Source organism: Streptomyces zaomyceticus (assembly GCF_014656215.1).
Taxonomy (GTDB): domain Bacteria; phylum Actinomycetota; class Actinomycetes; order Streptomycetales; family Streptomycetaceae; genus Streptomyces; species Streptomyces zaomyceticus.
This window is the reverse complement of sequence record NZ_BNBZ01000051.1, coordinates 1-18,568: the sequence shown is the minus strand read 5'-3', so window position 1 is coordinate 18,568 and position 18,568 is coordinate 1. Positions and strand designations below refer to the sequence as shown.

18 protein-coding genes are annotated in these 18,568 nt (G+C 72.8%); 11 read left to right on the top strand and 7 right to left on the bottom strand.

Features of this window, described 5'->3' with window-relative positions; all coding sequences use genetic code 11:
* Nucleotides 1-20 precede the first annotated feature (20 nt).
* The 4 genes from efeO to IE311_RS35045 are packed head-to-tail and all read left to right on the top strand — an operon-like array spanning nucleotide 21 to nucleotide 4,371.
* Nucleotides 21-1,175, top strand: coding sequence for an iron uptake system protein EfeO (gene efeO, locus IE311_RS35060; RefSeq protein WP_189835938.1), 1,155 nt, complete (start codon nucleotides 21-23; stop codon nucleotides 1,173-1,175).
* Between the two features lie 17 nt (nucleotides 1,176-1,192).
* Nucleotides 1,193-2,464 (top strand): iron uptake transporter deferrochelatase/peroxidase subunit, encoded by a 1,272-nt coding sequence (gene efeB / locus IE311_RS35055; RefSeq protein WP_189835937.1) that lies wholly within the window; start codon nucleotides 1,193-1,195, stop codon nucleotides 2,462-2,464.
* 28 nt (nucleotides 2,465-2,492) lie between these two features.
* Nucleotides 2,493-3,374 (top strand): iron uptake transporter permease EfeU, encoded by an 882-nt coding sequence (efeU, locus tag IE311_RS35050; protein WP_189835936.1) that lies wholly within the window; start codon nucleotides 2,493-2,495, stop codon nucleotides 3,372-3,374.
* Entirely contained in the window at nucleotides 3,331-4,371 is a 1,041-nt protein-coding gene (locus IE311_RS35045) for a hypothetical protein (RefSeq protein WP_189835935.1), read from the top strand. The genes efeU and IE311_RS35045 overlap by 44 nt, the downstream gene beginning before the upstream one ends.
* 232 nt (nucleotides 4,372-4,603) lie before the next feature.
* Here IE311_RS35045 and IE311_RS35040 read toward each other — a convergent pair whose 3' ends face one another.
* Both IE311_RS35040 and IE311_RS35035 read right to left on the bottom strand, forming a co-directional pair.
* Nucleotides 4,604-5,383 carry a bifunctional DNA primase/polymerase gene (locus IE311_RS35040; RefSeq protein ID WP_189835934.1) on the bottom strand — a complete coding sequence of 260 codons (780 nt, stop codon included), beginning with the start codon at nucleotides 5,381-5,383 and terminating at the stop codon, nucleotides 4,604-4,606.
* 135 nt (nucleotides 5,384-5,518) lie between these two features.
* The gene (locus IE311_RS35035; RefSeq protein ID WP_189835933.1) at nucleotides 5,519-6,139 is read right to left on the bottom strand and encodes a TetR/AcrR family transcriptional regulator; all 621 of its coding nucleotides are present in this window, start codon (nucleotides 6,137-6,139) and stop codon (nucleotides 5,519-5,521) included.
* A gap of 176 nt (nucleotides 6,140-6,315) precedes the next feature.
* On the opposite strand from IE311_RS35035, the gene ddaH reads away from it, so the two are divergent.
* Nucleotides 6,316-7,146 (top strand): dimethylargininase, encoded by an 831-nt coding sequence (ddaH, locus tag IE311_RS35030; protein WP_373314030.1) that lies wholly within the window; start codon nucleotides 6,316-6,318, stop codon nucleotides 7,144-7,146.
* Between the two features lie 137 nt (nucleotides 7,147-7,283).
* Entirely contained in the window at nucleotides 7,284-7,778 is a 495-nt protein-coding gene (locus tag IE311_RS35025; RefSeq protein ID WP_189835932.1) for a hypothetical protein, read from the top strand.
* A 45-nt stretch (nucleotides 7,779-7,823) separates the two neighbouring features.
* On the opposite strand, the gene IE311_RS35020 is transcribed toward IE311_RS35025, so the two are convergent.
* Nucleotides 7,824-8,825, bottom strand: coding sequence for a small ribosomal subunit Rsm22 family protein (locus IE311_RS35020; protein ID WP_189835931.1), 1,002 nt, complete (start codon nucleotides 8,823-8,825; stop codon nucleotides 7,824-7,826).
* A gap of 156 nt (nucleotides 8,826-8,981) precedes the next feature.
* Here IE311_RS35020 and IE311_RS35015 point away from each other — a divergent pair, with 156 nt between their 5' ends.
* Entirely contained in the window at nucleotides 8,982-9,650 is a 669-nt protein-coding gene (locus IE311_RS35015; RefSeq protein ID WP_189835930.1) for a hypothetical protein, read from the top strand.
* A gap of 30 nt (nucleotides 9,651-9,680) precedes the next feature.
* Here the strand turns inward: IE311_RS35015 and IE311_RS35010 are convergent, their stop codons facing one another.
* Nucleotides 9,681-11,036 carry a Bcr/CflA family multidrug efflux MFS transporter gene (locus IE311_RS35010; protein ID WP_189835951.1) on the bottom strand — a complete coding sequence of 452 codons (1,356 nt, stop codon included), beginning with the start codon at nucleotides 11,034-11,036 and terminating at the stop codon, nucleotides 9,681-9,683.
* Nucleotides 11,037-11,111: 75 nt separating this feature from the next.
* On the opposite strand from IE311_RS35010, the gene IE311_RS35005 reads away from it, so the two are divergent.
* Nucleotides 11,112-12,119: a Gfo/Idh/MocA family protein gene (locus IE311_RS35005; RefSeq protein WP_189835929.1), complete on the top strand. Its 1,008-nt coding sequence runs from the start codon at nucleotides 11,112-11,114 to the stop codon at nucleotides 12,117-12,119.
* Nucleotides 12,120-12,161: 42 nt separating this feature from the next.
* Here the strand turns inward: IE311_RS35005 and IE311_RS35000 are convergent, their stop codons facing one another.
* Nucleotides 12,162-13,802, bottom strand: coding sequence for an alkaline phosphatase D family protein (locus IE311_RS35000; protein ID WP_189835928.1), 1,641 nt, complete (start codon nucleotides 13,800-13,802; stop codon nucleotides 12,162-12,164).
* A gap of 102 nt (nucleotides 13,803-13,904) precedes the next feature.
* Between IE311_RS35000 and IE311_RS34995 the strand changes: the two genes are divergently transcribed.
* On the top strand, nucleotides 13,905-14,681 hold the full coding sequence (locus tag IE311_RS34995; protein ID WP_189835927.1) for an SDR family oxidoreductase: 777 nt from the start codon (nucleotides 13,905-13,907) through the stop codon (nucleotides 14,679-14,681).
* 84 nt (nucleotides 14,682-14,765) lie between these two features.
* Here IE311_RS34995 and IE311_RS34990 read toward each other — a convergent pair whose 3' ends face one another.
* Entirely contained in the window at nucleotides 14,766-15,089 is a 324-nt protein-coding gene (locus tag IE311_RS34990) for a nuclear transport factor 2 family protein (RefSeq protein ID WP_189835926.1), read from the bottom strand.
* A 181-nt stretch (nucleotides 15,090-15,270) separates the two neighbouring features.
* Here IE311_RS34990 and IE311_RS34985 point away from each other — a divergent pair, with 181 nt between their 5' ends.
* Nucleotides 15,271-15,705, top strand: coding sequence for an RICIN domain-containing protein (locus tag IE311_RS34985; protein WP_189835925.1), 435 nt, complete (start codon nucleotides 15,271-15,273; stop codon nucleotides 15,703-15,705).
* A gap of 322 nt (nucleotides 15,706-16,027) precedes the next feature.
* Here the strand turns inward: IE311_RS34985 and IE311_RS34980 are convergent, their stop codons facing one another.
* On the bottom strand, nucleotides 16,028-16,489 hold the full coding sequence (locus IE311_RS34980) for a VOC family protein (protein WP_189835924.1): 462 nt from the start codon (nucleotides 16,487-16,489) through the stop codon (nucleotides 16,028-16,030).
* A 223-nt stretch (nucleotides 16,490-16,712) separates the two neighbouring features.
* Between IE311_RS34980 and IE311_RS34975 the strand changes: the two genes are divergently transcribed.
* Entirely contained in the window at nucleotides 16,713-17,705 is a 993-nt protein-coding gene (locus tag IE311_RS34975) for a helix-turn-helix transcriptional regulator (protein WP_189835923.1), read from the top strand.
* The last annotated feature ends 863 nt before the right edge of the window (nucleotides 17,706-18,568 follow it).

Below are 18,568 nucleotides of genomic sequence, written 5' to 3'. Positions count from 1 at the left end.
CCCGCGTTTCTGGAGTCCTCATGCGAGCCGTTCGCCTCTCCGTCCTCACCGCCGCAGCGACCGCGGCGGCGTTGACCGCCGTCACGGGCTGCACCGAGAAGAGTGACGCCAAGGCGGGCGACGGCACGGTCACCGTCGTGGCCAAGGACGACTCCTGCGAGGTCTCGGCGTCGGAGTTCCCGGCCGGACACCTGAAGCTGGCCGTCGAGAACCGCGGCTCCAAGGTGACCGAGGTCTACGTCCTCTACCCCGACGACCGCATCGTCACCGAGCGCGAGAACATCGGCCCCGGCACCAAGGCCACCATCACCGCCGAGATCAAGGCCGGCGCCTACACGATCGCCTGCAAGCCCGGCATGGTGGGCGACGGCATCCGCCGTCAGGTCAAGGCCACCGGCGGCGCCGCGGGCACCAAGCGCTCCCCCGAGATGGACGCGGCCGTCGCCGCCTACCGCCAGTACGTCCAGGCCCAGGCCGACGCGACCCTGCCCAAGGTGAAGGTCTTCACCGGCGCCGTCCGCGCCGGTGACATCGAGGCCGCGAAGAAGGCCTACGCCGAGTCCCGGATCGGCTGGGAGCGCACCGAGCCGGTCGCCGAGTCCTTCGGCGACATCGACCCCAAGGTCGACGTCCGCGAGGACGGCCTGGAGGAGGGCCAGGACCCGGCCAAGGACTGGACCGGCTGGCACCGCCTGGAGAAGGCCCTCTGGCAGGACAAGAAGATCGGCGAGCGCGAGAAGCAGCTCGCCGACCTCCTCGACAAGGACCTCGCGGACTGGGTGAAGCGGGTCGGCAAGGCCGAGATCACCCCGACCTCCATGGCCAACGGCGCCAAGGAGCTCCTGGACGAGGTCGCCACCGGCAAGGTCACCGGCGAGGAGGAGCGCTACTCCCGCACCGACCTCGTCGACTTCAAGGCCAACGTCGAGGGCGCGCAGAAGTCCTTCGACCTGCTCAAGCCGGTCGCCACGAAGAACGACCCCAAGCTCGTCGCCGAGCTGGACAAGCAGTTCGCCGCCCTGAACACGCTGCTCGACAAGTACCGCGCCGACAAGAACAGCTACGTCTTCACCTCGTACGAGAAGGTCGGCGAGCCCGAGCGCAAGGAGCTCTCGGACGGCGTCAACGCGCTGGCCGAGCCGCTCTCCAAGCTCGCCGCCGCCGTCGTCAAGTGAGCGAGAGGCAAACGGACATGAGCGAGCCCGTCGACGAGACCCCCGCACGGGAGGGCGCCGCGCCCTCCCGCCGTACCGTCGTCGCCTGGGGCGGTGCCGGGCTCGCGCTCGGCGCCGCCGCGGCCGGCGGCGCCGCCCTGCTGGCCCGGGACGGGGACACCCCCGTGCCCGTCGCCGACAGCGGCGCGGCCGTGCCGTTCCACGGCCCGCACCAGGCCGGCATCGCCACCGCCGTCCAGGACCGGCTGCACTTCGCCGCCTTCGACGTGACGACGAAGGACCGCGCCGAGCTGGTCCAGCTCCTCAAGGACTGGACGCGGGCCGCCGAGCGCATGACGGCGGGCGCCGAGGTCGGCGACGGGGCGTACGGCGGCCTCCCGGAGGCGCCGCCGGACGACACCGGAGAGGCCCTCGGCCTCAAGCCCTCCCGGCTCACCCTCACCATCGGCTTCGGCCCCACGCTCTTCGACGGGCGCTTCGGGCTGAAGGACAGGCGACCCGGGGGCCTGGTGGAGCTGCCCAGGTTCCCGGGCGACAACCTGGACCCGGCGCGCAGCGGCGGCGACCTGTGCGTCCAGGCGTGCGCCGACGACCCCCAGGTCGCCGTGCACGCCATCCGGAACCTGGCGCGGATCGGCTTCGGCAAGGTCGCCGTGCGCTGGTCCCAGCTGGGCTTCGGCAAGACGTCCTCGACGACCCCGGACGCCCAGACCCCCCGCAACCTCTTCGGCTTCAAGGACGGCACCCGCAACATCGCGGGCACCGAGACCGAGCGGCTCGCGAAGCACGTGTGGGTATCCGGCAAGGACGCCGAGGGCCCCGCGGCCTGGATGGACGGCGGCTCGTACCTCGTCGCCCGGCGGATCCGGATGAACGTGGAGACCTGGGACCGTACGCCGCTCGCCGAGCAGGAGGACATCTTCGGCCGCGACAAGCGCGAGGGCGCGCCCGTCGGCAAGGCCAAGGAGCACGACGAGCCGTTCCTGAAGGCGATGAAGCCGGACTCGCACGTCCGGCTCGCGCACCCCGACACCAACGCCGGGGCGACGATCCTGCGGCGCGGCTACTCCTTCACCGACGGCACGGACGGCCTCGGGCGCCTGGAGGCCGGCCTGTTCTTCCTGGCGTACCAGAAGGACGTGCGGACCGGCTTCATACCGGTGCAGACGTCCCTGGCCCGCGCCGACGCCCTCAACGAATACATCCAGCACGTGGGTTCGGCACTGTTCGCCGTCCCGCCGGGCGTCCGGGACAAGGACGACTGGTGGGGCCGGGCGCTGTTCGCGTAGCACTCACGTATCCCCGGGAGGAACCGCCGTGTTCGGCAATTACCTGATCGGCCTGCGCGAGGGCCTGGAGGCCAGCCTGGTCGTCTGCATCCTCATCGCCTACCTGGTGAAGACCGGCCGGCGGGACGCGCTGAAGCCGATCTGGATCGGCATCGGCGTGGCCGTCGGTGTGGCCCTGGCCTTCGGCGCCGGCCTGGAGTTCGGCTCCCAGGAGCTGACGTTCGAGGCGCAGGAGCTGCTCGGCGGCTCGCTGTCGATCGTCGCGGTCGTCCTGGTGACCTGGATGGTCTTCTGGATGCGGCGCACGGCCCGGCACCTCAGGTCCGAGCTGCACGGCAAGCTGGACGCGGCCCTCCGGATGGGCACGGGCGCGCTGGTCGCCACCGCCTTCCTGGCGGTGGGCCGCGAGGGTCTGGAGACGGCGCTGTTCGTGTGGGCGTCGGTGCGGGCCTCCTCGGACGGCACGTTCGCACCGCTGGCCGGTGTCCTGCTCGGCCTGCTCACCGCGGTACTGCTCGGCTGGCTGTTCTACCGGGGCGCGCTGAGGATCAACCTGGCGAAGTTCTTCACCTGGACCGGCGGGATGCTGGTCGTGGTGGCGGCGGGTGTGCTGGCCTACGGCGTGCACGACCTCCAGGAGGCCCGCTTCCTCGACGGCCTCGCGAACAAGGCCTTCGACATCTCGGCGACGATCCCGCCGGACAGCTGGTACGGCACGCTCCTCAAGGGCGTCTTCAACTTCCAGCCGAACCCGACGGTCCTTCAGGTCACGGTGTGGGCGCTGTATCTGATCCCGACGCTCGCGCTGTTCCTGTCCCCGATAGGGTCGGGTCCGTCCGTGCGGGTGAAGAAGCAGAAGGCGACCGATGAGAAGGCTGACGCTGAGGCGAGCGCCGGGACGACCGCTTGAGCGGCCGTCGGCACGGCGGCCCGCGAGACTCCTTGCGGCGACGGCGGCGGCGACCGTCCTGACGCTGACGGCGAGCGGCTGTGTGACCGTGCACGGCGAACTCGCGCTGATGCCGCCGGCCACGGAGGCCGAGGCCGCGCAGGCCCTCGCCGATTTCACGAGCGCCTACAACAAGGCCGACAAGGCCTACGACCCCGCCATGGACGCGGGCCGGGTCACCGGTCCGCTCGGGGAGATCAACCAGGCCGGGCTGCGCGCACGGGCGGTCACCACTCCCGGCGGCAACCCGAACCACCGGCCCCTCGAACTGACGGACGCGCGGTTCGTCCTGCCCAAGAAGGCGGGCTGGCCGCGCTGGTTCCTCGCGGACACCGACTCCAACCGGGACACCGACGAGGGGGCCGGCGACCAGCGCTGGCTCCTGGTCTTCGTACGCAACGGGCCCCAGCAGCTGTGGGAGGCCGCCCATCTGGTGGTCCTCGGCCCGGCGCAGGTGCCCGAGTTCGCCGAGGAGGGCGGGTACGCGGTGCCGGTCGCCGCGGACAGCGACGCGCTGGCGGTCGCGCCCGCGGACCTCGGCAAGGAGTACGTCTCGTTCCTGAAGGACGGGCAGCCGGGGCAGTTCACGGCGGGGGCGCACACGTCCCTGTGGCGGGAGCAGCGGCAGAAGGGCGCGAACCGGCCCGGGCTCGCCACCCAGTACATCGACCGGGCCGCGGACCAGGGCGACTTCGCGCCGCTGGGACTGCGGACGAAGGACGGCGGCGCGTTCGTCTTCTTCGCGACGCGGTTCTTCGAGCGGCAGACGGCGGCGCCGGGCTACCGGCCCAAGGTCGACCCGGCGGTGAAGGCGCTGCTGACCGGCGAGGTCAAGAACACCGTCACCAAGGAGTGGGTGTCCAACCAGGTGGCGCTGGTGAAGCCGGCGGGTACGGACCGCGACGGGGTCACGGTCGCGGGCCGGCTGCAGGGCGTGGTGGGCGCGCAGGGCTCGTAGGCCGTTTCTTCCGGATCAGGCCGGATCAGGGAGCGGCGTCCGGTGCGTGCGCTCGCAAGGCGGAGGAGGGAGTCCATGCGGAGCATCGACGACCGACGACAAGGCGGCGAGCGTGCGTGCCGGACGCCGCGAGCCCGGCAAGATCCGGAAGAAACGGCCCAGGGGCCTCGGCGCCCGCGGTGCGTCGCGGGGCGCGGGGCCGCTCGGACGGGTAAGGGCTCCGGCCGGGTGCTCAGCGGGTCAGGGGCCAGGCGATCTCGTGGGCCGTGTGCTCGCCGTCCCCCTCCGCCTCGCGCGCGGCCGCGTGGCGCGCACAGGCGTCCTGAAGGGTTTCGAGGAGGTTCAGCGGGTCGGGCAGCGGGTGCTCGGGTCCGCGGACCCAGGCGACGACCGGATGGGCGCTCTCGTCCCCGGGGAGCCGGGCGGGCGGTACGAGGACGTAGCTGCCGCGGCAGTGCCAGCGGAGCCCCGGATGCTCGTCCATCGTCTCGGGGTGGCAGTCGAGCTCACAGGGCCACCACTCGTCCTCGTCCTCGGGGGTGCCCCGGGTGGCGGTGAAGAAGAGCATCCGGCCGCCGACGGTGTCGATCTCGGCGGACTCGGCGACGGGCCCGACCTCGACGCCCTCGGCGAGGAGGCGCTCCAGGGCGGCGCGGCCGGCGGCGAGCGGTACGTCGAGGACGTCGTGGACCATGCCGGTGGCGGTGACGAAGTTCGCCTCGGGCTCGTTGCGGGCCCAGCGCTCGATCTGGCCGCGGTCGGTGGTCGACTGCGTCTGCCAGGCGAAGGAGACGGGGTGCCGGGCGGGGGTGGGACAGCCGATCCGCTCACAGGAACAGCTGTAGCCGACGGGGTACGCGGCGGGGGCCAGGGGCATCCCGGCGGCGGCGATGGCCAGGAGCAGCGTCTCGCGGTCGTTCTCGTCGTCGGCCGCGGTGCGTTTCGGGCGCCTGCGCAGCCACTGTGCGAGTTTGCTCTCCGTGCCGCGGTAGCGGCCGATGCCGTCGCCCATCTATCCCCTCACACCTCATGCTCGCCCGTTCGGCTCTGCCCATGGTCCCACCATCCTGCGCCTCGGGTGACCGGAGTGCGGAACCGGGGGGCGGAACGAAGCACTCCTCATGGGCGCGCGGCGGACGGGCGGCGCTCAGGTCCTCGGGGCGAGGCCGCGCAGGGCGAGGTCGACGAGGGCGTCGGCGTAGGCGTGGGTGAGCGGCAGGGTGCGGTGGATCCAGCGGTGGTGGAGGGGGCCGACGAGGAGTTCGAGGGCGATGCGGGGATCGACGTCCGGGTCGACGTCACCGGCGGCCTGGGCGGCCTCGATGCGGCGGACGTAGTACCTGAGCTGGGGTTCGAGGAGCGCCTCGGTGAAGCGGGCGCCGAGCTCGGGGTCGACGATGCCCTCGGCGGCGAGGGCGCGGGTGGGGGCGTCGAAGGTGGGGTTGTTCATCTCGTCGACGGTGGCCCGGAGGACGTACCTGAGGTCGGCGGCCAGGTCTCCGGTGTCGGGGATCTCACTGTCGGCGTCGCCCCCGAGGGCCTCGTTGGCCTGGGCCGCGAGGTCGAGGAAGGCGTCGAGGAGGACGGCCGCCTTGGAGGGCCACCAGCGGTAGATGGTCTGCTTGCCGACGCCGGCACGGGCGGCGATGCCCTCGATCGTGGTCTTCGCGTAGCCGGTCTCGGAGACGAGGGCGAGGGCGGCGTCGAAGATGGCGCGGCGGGAGCGCTCGCTGCGGCGGGAGGCGTCGGGGGCCTTGGTCTCGGACATGGCACCAATCTAGCAGCGCACGAGACGTCACGTCTCGCTAGTCATGGCCGAAATCGAACCACCCGAACGGTCCACTGCGCACAGGGCCCGGAAGGCGGACCATGGGGTCCACCGATCCGGCGGATCTTCCGCAGGACCGGCCTCTCATCCGTCCGCACGTCCGTGAGGAGCCCTCATTGCGCACCACTCCGCGCGCGTCCTCGCCCCGCCGTTACCTGATGTGCCCACCCACGCACTTCTCGGTGACGTACTCCATCAACCCCTGGATGGACCCCACGAAACCGGTCGATCTGCCGCTCGCCCTCGCCCAGTGGGAGGACCTGCGCGACCGCTACCGCGCGCTCGGCCACACCGTCGACCTCCTCGACCCCGACCCGGCGCTGCCGGACATGGTCTACGCGGCGAACGGCGCCACCGTCGTCGACGGCCGGGTCCTCGGCGCGAAGTTCGCCCACCCGGAGCGCGCGGCCGAGGCCGACGCGCACCTGTCCTGGTTCCGGGGAAACGGTTGGGCGGAGGACGCCGTACGGGTCCCGGAGCACGTGAACGAGGGTGAGGGCGACTTCGCGGTCACCGACTCCTGGATCCTCGCCGGACGCGGCTTCCGCTCCAGCCCGCTCTCCCACGACGAGGCGCAGGAGTTCTTCGGCCGCCCGGTGATCGGCCTGGAACTGGTGGACCCGCGGTACTACCACCTGGACACGGCGCTGTGCGTCCTGGACGACGCCCACGACGAGGTCATGTACTACCCGGGCGCCTTCTCCCCCGGCAGCCGCGCGGTGCTCGCCCGGCTCTTCCCCGACGCCCTGATCGCCACGGAGGCGGACGCGGCGGCCCTCGGCCTGAACGCGGTGAGCGACGGCCTGCACGTCCTCCTCCCCCAGGCCGCGGTGGGCCTCTTCGAGCCCCTGCGCGACCGGGGCTTCGACCCGATCGGCATGGACCTGGGAGAACTCCTCAAGGGCGGCGGCAGCGTGAAGTGCTGCACCCAGGAGCTGCGGGGCTAGGCCGTCTCTTCCGGATCCTGCGGGTCGGCAGGATCCGGAAGGCACGGCCCCGGTCGTCGGGGTCGACGAGCCCGGGCCTGTCTCCGTAGAGTGCCCCTCCTGATCCGCGGAAACGTGACTTCAGGGGGGCATGCCCGGTGGGTACGCACGACGGGTTCCGATCTGTTCGCGCCCCGGCGGCGGTCGCGGCCCTGCTCCTCGTCGTCGGCTGCCAGTCGATGGCCCCGCGCGCGTGCACCCTGATCGGCGCGGAGTCCGGGGTGACCTTCACCTGGGACCCCGCCGACTTCCCGGCCGGGTCCCCGTACCGGCTGTGCGTCGACCGGGTCTGCCGGAACCACCCGGCCCGGCCCTCGGACGACCCCCTCGCGTTCTTCACCGTGGAGCTGCCGGAGGTCACCGGGGAGCGGCGGGTGACGGTGCGCTTCCAGGTCGGCGCCCCGGCGGACGACCCGGCGGGCGAGCGAACGGTCTACGACCGCACCGCCACGGTCACCCTGCGCAAGCACGCTCCGAACGGCGAGCGCTGCGACCCGGTCGTCTGGCAGGCGGCCGTCCGCGCCGACCTCCGGCACGGCCTGGTCTCCCCGGAGCGGCCGGGCTCGACACCGGTCACCCGACCGGCTCCGTGACCCCCACCGACCCGTGCCCCCCACCGACCCGTTCGCCCCGGCCGGCTAGGACCCGGCCCGGCCCTCGTCCTCCGGCGGCCAGGAGTCGCCCCACTCGGCGTCGCGGGCCTGCTTGTACAGGGGTCCGTGGCGCTTGGTGACCGTGTCGCGGGCGAGACCGTCCCGGCCGCACAGCTCCAGGAGGACCAGGCCCTTGCGGATCTGGGGCCTGCGGGTGATGCGGGAGACCGTGGGCGCCGGCGGGAACCTGGTCGCCGCCACGTAGCTGTACTTCTCGTCCTCGTACGGCAGCGAACCGCCCTTCACCTGCCGGTGCAGCGAGGAGCGGCTGACCCGGGCCGAGAAGTGGCACCAGTCCTTGCCCGGCTCGATCGGGCAGGCCCCGCTGTGCGGGCAGGGCGCGGCGACCGTGAACCCTGCCTCCACGAGCAGCGTGCGGGCCGCGATGATCCGCTCGTAGCCGTCGGGGGTGCCGGGCTCGACGATCACGACCGTCTGGGCCGCGCGCGCCGCCTCCTTCACGAGCGCCGTCCGGTCCGCCGCGGTCAGTTCCTTGAGCACGTACGAGACGGTCACGAGGTCCGTGTCGGCGAGCTTCAGCGCGCCGCCGATCCGGGCGGTGCGCCACTCGGCGTCCAGGGCGCCGGCCGCCAGCTCGCGTCCGAGCGCGAGGGCGGGCTCCGCCCAGTCGAGGACGGTGGTGCGGGGCGGCTCGTCCCCCCAGGCCTCGGCGACGGCCCAGCTCGCCGCGCCGGTCCCGCCGCCGACATCCGTGTGGGTGCGCGGCGCCCAGTCGGGTGCCGCCGCCCGCAGGGCGTCGAGGGTGCCCCGTACCGCCTCGAAGGTCGCCGGCATCCGGTACGCGGCGTACGCGGCGACGTCGGAGCGGTCGCGCAGCACGGGGGCGTCCGTCGGGGTGGTGCCCCGGTAGTTGGCGATCAGCCGCTCGACGGCCTGGGCGGCCTGGCGGGGCGGCAGCCCGTCGAGGAGCCCGGCGAGGGCGGCGCGCAGGGAGTCGGCGGAGGGAGCGGAGGCGGCGGCGTTCACCGCGACATTCTAAGTGGCCGGGCTCGGCCCCCGGCCGCCCCGGAGGTGCTGGTCAGGACCGTCCCTGCGGGGCGGCGGAGTTGGTCGATGCCGCGCCGATGATGTTGAGTGCCCATGCCAAGTCTTGGCGGAAATGCGTTCGATCGAGGAGTTCGTGTGAAGGCTGTTGTACGGGGGGCTGCCGTGGCAGCGGCGCTGGTGCTGGCGCTGACGGGATGCGAGGAGAGCGCCCCTTCGGCGGGGAACCGGAAGGCGCCGACCATTCCCGGGGAGGCTCCGGCGGAGGCGCAGCCGGAGGCGGACGCGCCTCCGGTCGTCCGGCTGGACCCGACCGGTCTGATGAACGCGCTTCCGGTCGAGTCCGCCGTGGGCGGCTGGTTCGTCGGTGGCGATCCCTTCACGGCCCAGGGGCCCGAGGCCGTCGGGCACTGCGCCGAGGAGACGGGCGTGGCGTGCACCGGTCTCGTCGCCGCCGGAGGGAAGGACATGGAGACCGCGGGCAGCTCGGACACGCGCGTGGAGTTCAGGCTCTTCTCGTTCGGGACGGAGGAGCAGGCGGGCGCCGCCATGAAGGGCCTGGCCGCCGAGAAGCGGAAGTCCTCCGCCGAGTACGGAGAGCCGTCGAAGCCGGTGACCCTGGCCACCGTCGCCGACGAGACCGACGCGTTCGCGGACGACGGCTCCGCCGACGTGATCATGCGCATCGGCACCGTCGTCGCGCACATCAGCATGAACGAAACCGAGACCGACGGCCTGGCGCATGTCTCGAACGTCCAGGTCGAGCGGGTCAGGACCGTCGCCGCGGGCAGGAACCCGGGGTACTGACCCGCAGGAGACTCCCGGGGATCCGCCCCGTCAGCCGCCCGTGACCTCCTTGCCGGTGCGCCACGGGCGGCACAGGCCCAGGAAGCAGGCCAGGGCCAGCACCGCGCAGGTCAGCTGGACGAGGGCCATCGGGACGGCGGTGTGTTCGCCCGCGATCCCGACGAGCGGGGAGGCGACGGCGCCGACGAGGAACGAGGTCGTGCCGAGGAGCGCCGACGCGGACCCGGCGGCGTGCGGGGTGCGCATCAGGGCCTGTGCGTTGGTGTTCGGCATGGCCAGGCCCATCGCGGACATCAGGACGAAGAGTCCCGCCGCCACGGGGAAGAGCCCGACCTCCCCGAAGACGCCGCTGGTCATGAGGAGCAGCGCGAGGGCGGAGACGAGGATGATGCCGAGGCCCCAGCCGAGCGCCTTGTCGAGGCTGACGCGGCCGATGAGCAGCTTGCCGTTGATCTGGCCCACGGCGACGAGTCCGACGGAGTTGAGGCCGAAGAGCAGGCTGAAGGTCTGCGGCGAGGCGCCGTAGATCTCCTGGACGACGAACGGCGAGGCTGAGATGTAGGCGAAGAGGGCGGCGAAGGCGAGGCCGCCGGTCAGCATGTATCCGGTGAAGACCCGGTCGGCGAGCAGGCCCTTCATGGTGCGCAGGGCCTCGCCGACCCCGCCCTCGTGGCGGCGCTCGGCCGGCAGCGTCTCGCCGAGGAAGCGCCAGACGACCAGGGTGAGCAGGATGCCGATCACGGCGAGGACGTAGAAGACGCCCCGCCAGTCGGTGATCCGCAGGATCTGGCCGCCGATGAGGGGCGCGATGATCGGGGCGACGCCGGAGATCAGCATGAGGGTGGAGAAGAAGCGGGCCATCTCCACGCCGTCGTACAGGTCACGGACGACGGCGCGGGCGATGACGATGCCGGCGGCGCCCGCGAGGCCCTGGAGCAGCCGGAAGCCGATGAGGAGTTCGGCGGTGGGCGCGAGGGCGCAGACGGCGGTGGCGAGGACGTAGACGATCATGCCGATGAGCAGCGGGCGACGACGGCCCCACTTGTCGCTCATGGGGCCGACGACGAGCTGGCCGAGGGCCATGCCGGCGAGGCAGGCGGTGAGGGTGAGCTGGACGGTGGCGGCGGGGGCGTTCAGCGCGCCGGTGACCTCAGGCAGCGCCGGGAGGTACATGTCCATGGAGAGCGGGGGCAGCGCGGTCAGCCCGCCGAGGACGAGAGTGACGAGCAGCCCGGTGCGCCGGGCGGCGGTCGCACCGGCCGCGGTCGCACCGGTGGGGGTCACACCGCTGGCGGTGGCGGTCGCACCGGCCGCGGTCGTGGCGTCAGCACGGGGAGCGCTTTCGGCTATGTGTCCTTGTGTTGTTTTCTGGCCGCTCTCCGGCATCGACCGCTCCATTTCGTTGAAACCTTGCCTATGCTCTCAGCTCGACCGGCATGGTCGAGACCTTTTGGGGTGGGGATGGAAGCGAACAGAAGAGTGCGCTGGGGAATCCTGGCGACGGGTGGCATAGCGGAGCGGTTCACCACGGACCTGCTGACGCTCGACGACGCCGAGGTCGTCGCCGTGGCGTCCCGCACGGAGGCCTCCGCCAAGACCTTCGCCGACCGGTTCGGGATTCCGCGGGCGTACGGCGAGTGGGACCGGCTCTTCGCCGACGAGGACGTCGACGTCGTGTACGTCGCGACCCCGCACCACGCGCACCGGGAGGCCGCGGGCCGCGCCCTGGAGGCGGGCAGGGCGGTGCTCTGCGAGAAGGCGCTCACGCTCAACGCGCGCGAGGCGGAGGAACTCGTCACCCTGTCCCGGGACCGCGGCCTCTTCCTGATGGAGGCCATGTGGATGTACTGCAACCCGCTGATCCGGCGGATCGCGGAACTGGTCCGCGACGGGGCGATCGGCGAGGTCAGGACCGTACAGGCGGACTTCGGGCTCGCGGGCCCGTTCGCGGCGGACCACCGGCTGCGGGACCCGGCGACGGGCGGCGGGGCGCTGCTCGACCTGGGCGTGTACCCGGTGTCCTTCGCGCAGCTGATCCTGGGCGAGCCCGACTCCGTCCAGGCGCACGCGCTGATCTCGCCGGAGGGTGTGGACCTCAACACGGGCATGCTGCTCGGCTGGTCGGACTCGGGCGCGTCGGCCCTGCTGTCCTGCTCCCTCGTCGCGGACACCCCGCTGACCGCGTCCGTGACGGGTTCGCTCGGCCGGATCGACGTCCCGCGCGGCTTCTTCTTCCCGGAGCGGTTCACGCTGCACCGCAACGGCCGGGAGCCGGAGGAGTTCGAGTCGCGCAACGACCCGCACTCCTTCCGGCACGAGGCCGCGGAGGTCATGCGCTGCCTGCGGGCGGGCGAGACGGAGTCCCCGCTCGTGCCGCTCGACGGCTCGCTTGCGGTGATGCGGACGCTCGACGCGGTACGGGACCGCATCGGCGTCCGCTACCCGCAGGAGGCGGCCGCACAGGCCTGAAAACGCGGAAGGCGGGCTCCCCCGGTCAGGGCGGGGGCTCGCTCACGCGGGCTTGAGGCCCGGGTCGCCCGCCTCCGTGACGAAGGAGGCGGCCGTGGTGACGGGGGCGCCCGGGGTCGTCACGTACGGCACCGTACGGAAGTCGGCGCGGGCGACGTCCTCGCCGAGCGCGACCGTCACATAGCCGCGCCGCCCGTCGTAGAACCTCAGGTGCGGATTGGCCTGGTGGAGACGGGCGTGGTTGGCCGGCCGTTCGGCGCCGTTCTTGCCGCTGCTGATCGAGGTGGCGACGATCTCGGTGCCGACGGTCCTGGAGGCCGGGTCGCGGAAGTCCGCCTTGATGTCGAGGCCGTAGCCGACGTGGACGTCGCCGGTCAGGACCATCAGGTTCTCGACCCCGGCGGCGTCCGCCCCCGCGAGGATCCGCTGCCGGGAGGCCGGGTAGCCGTCCCAGGAGTCCATGGAGAGCAGGAAGTCCGAGCTCGGGCGGTCCCGGCGCTCGGCGAACACGACCTGCTGCGGAAGGACGTTCCAGCGGGCCCGGGACCGTCGCCAGCCGTCGAGCAGCCACCGCTCCTGCGTGGCGCCGGTCAGCGTCCGCGCCGGATTCTCGGACTCGGGTCCCGGCACCTGCCAGCCGTCGCCGTACGCCTGGTCGGAGCGGTACTGGCGGGTGTCGAGGATGTCGAACTGGGCGAGACGACCGAAGCTCAGCCGCCGGTAGAGCCTCATGTCGGGGCCCTGGGGGCGCTGGGGCGCGCGCAGCGGCTGGTGCTCCCAGTAGGCGCGGTAGGCGGCGGCGCGGCGGAGCAGGAACTCCTCCGGCGGGACGCTGTTCTCGGGGATGCCGCCCGCGTAGTTGTTCTCGGTCTCGTGGTCGTCCCAGGTGACGACGAAGGGGTGGGCGGCGTGCGCGGCCCGCAGGTCGGGGTCGGTCTTGTAGAGCGCGTACCGGAGCCGGTAGTCGTCGAGGGTGAGCGTCTCCCGGTTGAAGACGGCCGGGAGGGTGCGGTCGGTGTAGGCGCGGGCGCCGCCGGTGGCGTTGACGGCGTACTCGTACAGGTAGTCGCCGAGGTGGAAGACGACGTCGACGTCCTCGCGGGCGAGGTGGCCGTAGGCCGTGAAGTACCCGTCGTGGTACGCCTGGCAGGAGACGGCCGCCAGCTTGAGGGCGGTGGTGCGGGCCCAGGGCGCGGGCGCCGTGCGGGTACGGCCGACGGGGCTGGTCCAGTCGCCGACACGGAAGCGGTAGAAGAACGTCCGGCCGGGGTCGAGATGCTCGGCCTCGACGTGGACCGTGTGCCCGAACTCCGGGTGCGCGGTGGCCCGGCCGCGCCGCACCACCCGGGTGAAGCGCTCGTCGCGGGCCAGCTCCCAGTGCACGGAGATCCGGTGGGCGGGCAGTCCCCCGTCGGGTTCGAAGGGGCGGGGCGCGAGCCGGGTCCAGAGCAGTACGGACCCGGGCAGCGGGTCGCCGGACGCCACGCCGAGGGTGAACGGGTCCTCGGCGACACGCCGGCCGTCGAGCTCGGCGGCGGCCGCGGCACCGGCAGCGGGCAGCCCGGTGGCGAAGGCGAGCGCCGCGGCGGCGCCGGTGACGGTGAGGAACCGGCGCCGTCCGAAGTGCCGTGCGGCGGCGCGGAGTTCCTCGGAACGCTCGGGTGACTCGGGTAGCTGGATCATGTGCCCCTCCCCAGACGGATGCTGTCCGTCCGTCATTCGAGGGGCGCGGAACGACCGCACGTTGTCGGGTACAGAACATCCACGTGTCGGGACAATGAGTTCATGGGGCACGCGTCTCGCGTACGCTGCGCGCCCATGAGCATCGCAGTGGTGACGGGAGCGGGTTCGGGCATCGGCCGGAGTGTGGCCCTGGCCCTCGCGGCGGCCGGCTGGTCGGTGGCCCTGGCGGGCCGCCGGGCCGGCGCCCTGGAGGAGACGGCCGCGGCCCTGCCCTCCGGCGACTTCCTGCCCGTCCCGACGGACGTGACCTCCCCCGCGGAGGTGACGGCCCTCTTCGCGGCGGTACGGGACCACTACGGCCGCGTCGACCTGCTCTTCAACAACGCCGGTACGTTCGCGGGCGGCGGCGTCCCCGTCGAGGACCTGGACCCCGACACCTGGCGCGCGGTCGTCGACGTCAACCTGACCGGCGCGTTCCTCTGCGCGCAGGCGGCCTTCCGGACCATGAAGGAACAGGACCCGCAGGGCGGCCGGATCATCAACAACGGCTCGATCTCCGCCCACGTACCGCGCCCGCACTCGATCGCGTACACGGCGACGAAGCACGCGATGACGGGTCTGACGAAGTCCCTGTCGCTCGACGGACGCCCGTACCGGATCGCGTGCGGCCAGCTCGACATCGGCAACGCGGCGACGGAGATGACCGCCCGCATGCAGACCGGCATCCTCCAGGCCAGTGGGGACATGGCCGTGGAGCCGGTGATGGACGCGGCGGACGTGGCGGCGACGGTGGTGCACATGGCGGCACTGCCGCTGGAGGCGAACGTGCAGTTCGCGACGGTGATGGCCACGGCGATGCCGTACATCGGGCGGGGCTAGCCCCGCCCGGGGACGGACGGCTCCGGGTTCGGGCCCGACTCGTCGGGCCCGATTCGTCAGGCCCGGCCCGTCGGGCCCGATTCGTCAGGCCTGGCCGGTCTCGAAGCGGGAGATCTTGCCGCCGTCGACCGTGAAGCGCCACTGGGTCCGCATCTCGCCCCAGGTGTCGTTGCGGAAGCGGGCGACGAGACCGAGACCACCGGTCTTCTCGGACTCGATCTCCATGTGTCCGCGCGAGGAGAAGATCTCCTTCTCCGTCCACTGCGCGAGGTCCCGGTCGGACCCGTCGTCGGACATGGTCGCGCCGGGAGTGAGCGCCTCCTGGAAGGCGGCCTGGTCGTTGGCGTTGAGGGCCGTGACGAACGCGCGCACGGCCGGATCGGTGAGCCGGTCCACGGGGATGGTCATGCCCTACCCGTACACCGCGCCGGGCCCCGGACGCGTGTCGCGCGCCGAAGGAACCCCCCGGCCTGCCCCGTATGACCGACACCGCCCGGGCCGCCCGGCCTACGGCCTGCGTGTTCAGTGGCATCGGGCGGAGCCCTCCAGGCACTCTCCGGATAACCGTCGCAGCACCCCAGGAGGAGAGATGTCGAACGCCGGCAAGGTCGTCAGGCTGTACGCGAAGGGAGCCCCGGTCGGGGTCGAGGACGGAGCCCTGGTCGGCTTCCTCGTCGACCCGACACGGGCCGGGGAGTGGCTGGTCACCCGGGAGGACGGAGGCTTCCGCATCACCGCGAAGGGTACGGAGGAGACCATCGCGTCGAACGGCACCGACCGCGCCCCCGCCGCCGTCCGCCCCGACGACTCCCCCGCCTCCGTCTGGCGACTCCAGCGGGTCGACGAGGACGGCACCAGCACGCTCACGTCGCTCGCCGACCTCCGGGACGGCAGCTATGTGATCGACCAGAACGGACTGGCCCTCGGCCGCGACCTGTTCGAGGACCGGTCCATGCTCCCCAAGCGCGTCTTCGTCCGTACGGACGACCGGGACCCCCAGTGGACCGTCGAGGTCCTGGCCTGACCCCTGGTGAGCGCACGGAGCGCCCGCCCCACCCGGATCCCGCGGGTGGGGCGCCGAACTGGCGGCCCAGGTCGCCCGCAGCGCGACGCCGCTGGAGGTCGCGGGGCGGCATCTGGCGCGCCTGGTCGCCTCGTACAGATGACGAAGGGGCGGTTGCGGAACGTCTGAGCCGCATCGGAACGGCCCAGCCTCATCGGCCGGGACCGAACGCGGGTCCCGGTGGACGCGGTCCGGACCCAACGCACGTCCGGGCGGACACGGTCCGGACCGACGCCGGTCCGGGCGGACGCGGTCCGGACCGGACGCCGGTGTCGGCGGAACCTCAGTCCAGGCAGAACTCGTTGCCCTCGGGATCGGCCATCACGATCCAGCCCGTGCTCATCGGGGGCGCGGGCTCGACACGGCGCAGCCGCTTCCCTCCCAGCGCGACGAGCCGCTCGCACTCGGCCTCGAGCGCCGCCATCCGCTCGTCCCCCTCAAGGCCGGGAGCAGCGCGGACGTCGAGATGGACCCGGTTCTTGGCGACCTTGTCCTCCGGCACCTGCTGGAAGAACACCCGGGGGCCGTTCCCCTCCGGGTCCTCCAGGGCCGATCGCGTATTGCGCTCCTCCTCCGGTACGCCGATCCGCGCGAGGAAGTCGTCCCACGCGGCCAGCGGGTCGGCGCCCTCGGGCAGGTCGACACCGGGCGGGCCGGGGTAGACGTAGCCCAGCGCGTCCCGCCAGAAGGACGCCAGGGTCTGCGGGTCGTGGGCGTCGAAGGTGACCTGGAATTGGCGGCTCATCGTGCTGCTCCGTTCGATAGCGGTGGCGGTGGCCGACAGCGGTGGTGGGCTGCGTGCGCGGGTCGTGCGAGCGGGTCGCATGAGCGGATACGGCGCCTTCGGCGCGCGCTTGGCGTACGCCCCGTCTCCAGTCGAGCGCGTCCCCGGCCATGCAGCCACCGTGACATCCCTGGCGGACAGAATCGGTCCGCCATCACCTGCCGCCTCTGGAAGGCTGGGCGCCATGGACACGAGCGACCAGCGGGGGACGACGGAGCGGGTGCTCACCCTGCTCGGGCTGCTGCAACAGCGCCGGGCCTGGAGCGGCCCGGAGCTCGCAGCCCGGCTCGGCGTCACCTCGCGGACGGTACGGCGGGACGTCGAACGGCTGCGCACGCTGGGCTATCCGGTGCATGCCGGCCAGGGGGTCGGCGGCGGCTACCGGCTCGGCCCGGGGCAGGTGCTTCCGCCCCTTCTCCTCGACGACGAGGAGGCGATCGCCACCGCGGTCTCGCTGCTCGCCGGTACGGCCGCCGGAACCGGCGACGCCACACTCCGGGCGCTGACCAAGCTGGACCAGGTGCTGCCCGTCCGGCTGCGACACGAGGTGCGCGCCCTGTCCGGCTCGGTGGAGTTCTTCGGCACGGACCGCCGCACACCGGTCGACCCTGAGGTCCTCATGACGCTGGCCCGCGCCTGCCGCGACGAGGTCGAGGCGGGCTTCGGCTACCCCTCCGGAGAGGAGGTCCGACCGCGCAGGGTCGAGCCCCACCGCCTGGTCGCCTCGGACCGGCGCTGGTACCTCCTCGCCTACGACCTCGATCGCGACGACTGGCGCACCTTCCGCGTGGACAGGATGACCGCCGTGTCCGCGCGGACCTGGCGCTTCGACCGCCGCACGGCGCCCGACGCGGCGGAGTACGTGCAGGAGGGGGTGGCGAGCAGGGTCTACCCGCGCCGGGCCCGCTTCCTCGTGCACGCGCCGGCGGACACGGTCCGCGCGCAGATCCCCCCGTCGGCGGCCGTCGTGCACGAGCGGGGAGAGGAGCACTGCGAGGTGCTCAGCGGTGCCGCCGACCTGGACCGCGTGCTCTTGCACGTCCTGCTCCTGGGCCACGACTTCGAGGTCCTGGACCCACCGGACCTCGGGAAGCGCTGCCGGGTGCTGGCGGAGAAGCTGCTGTCGGCCGGGACGCCGCCGGCGAGGGAGGGGCCGGGAACGGCGGGGGGCTCGTAGGGGCGAGGGTTGGGAGCCGGGGCGTTGATGGCGAGGGTGGGGCGGTGGGGCGGTGGGTGCGGTGGGTGCGGGTTCGGGCGGGGTTCTGGGGGGTGACCGGCTTCGGGTGGGTGACGTGCGGCCGCCCTCTTTCCGAGCGTGGCGGTCTCCGTCACCGCGTCAAGGGCGCCTGACGGCGTCGCTTGCGCGATGGGCAAGCCCACCCTTGACCCGGCAACGGAGACCGCCCATGAACACTCGGAGGGCGGCCGGGGGGAGACGTCCACGCAACCGGTCCGGGCATCGGCGGGGGTATGGATTGCGGCTGTGGGGCCGGTGGGTGGGGGCTCGGCCAGTGGCCGGGGCGGGTGGGGTCGTTCGGTGGGTTGGGGGTGCGCGGTTGTTGAATGGGGCGGCCCGGCTCGGCTCAGCGGGTGCCGGCCGAGCGTGGTGGGGCTTCAGGCCCCGCTGGTCCGTGTCCGTGGGTGGTGAGCGGCGGGCGGTGAGAGTTACTTGTAGTTACTCCACCCCGTGTGGGGGATGTGCCCCCTTTGGGGGCATTCCTTGGCTGGCCTGGTCCGAGAAGCGTGCAGTTACTCCACTCCCCACCCACCAAGAGTGACCAGCGGGGCCTGAAGCCCCACCAGAGAGCCACCGCAACCCGCTGAGCCCGCCCCGGCCGCCCCATTCAACAACCGCGCACCACCAGCCCACCGCACCACACCCACCCACCCCGACAACCGACCCAGCCCCCACCCACCGGCCCGACAGCCGCAATCCACGCCCACGCCGATGCCCGGGCCCCGGCGTGGCGCCCACCCCGGGCCGCCCTCCGAGTGTTTATGGGCGGTCTCCGTTGCCGGGTCAAGGGTGGGCTTGCCCAT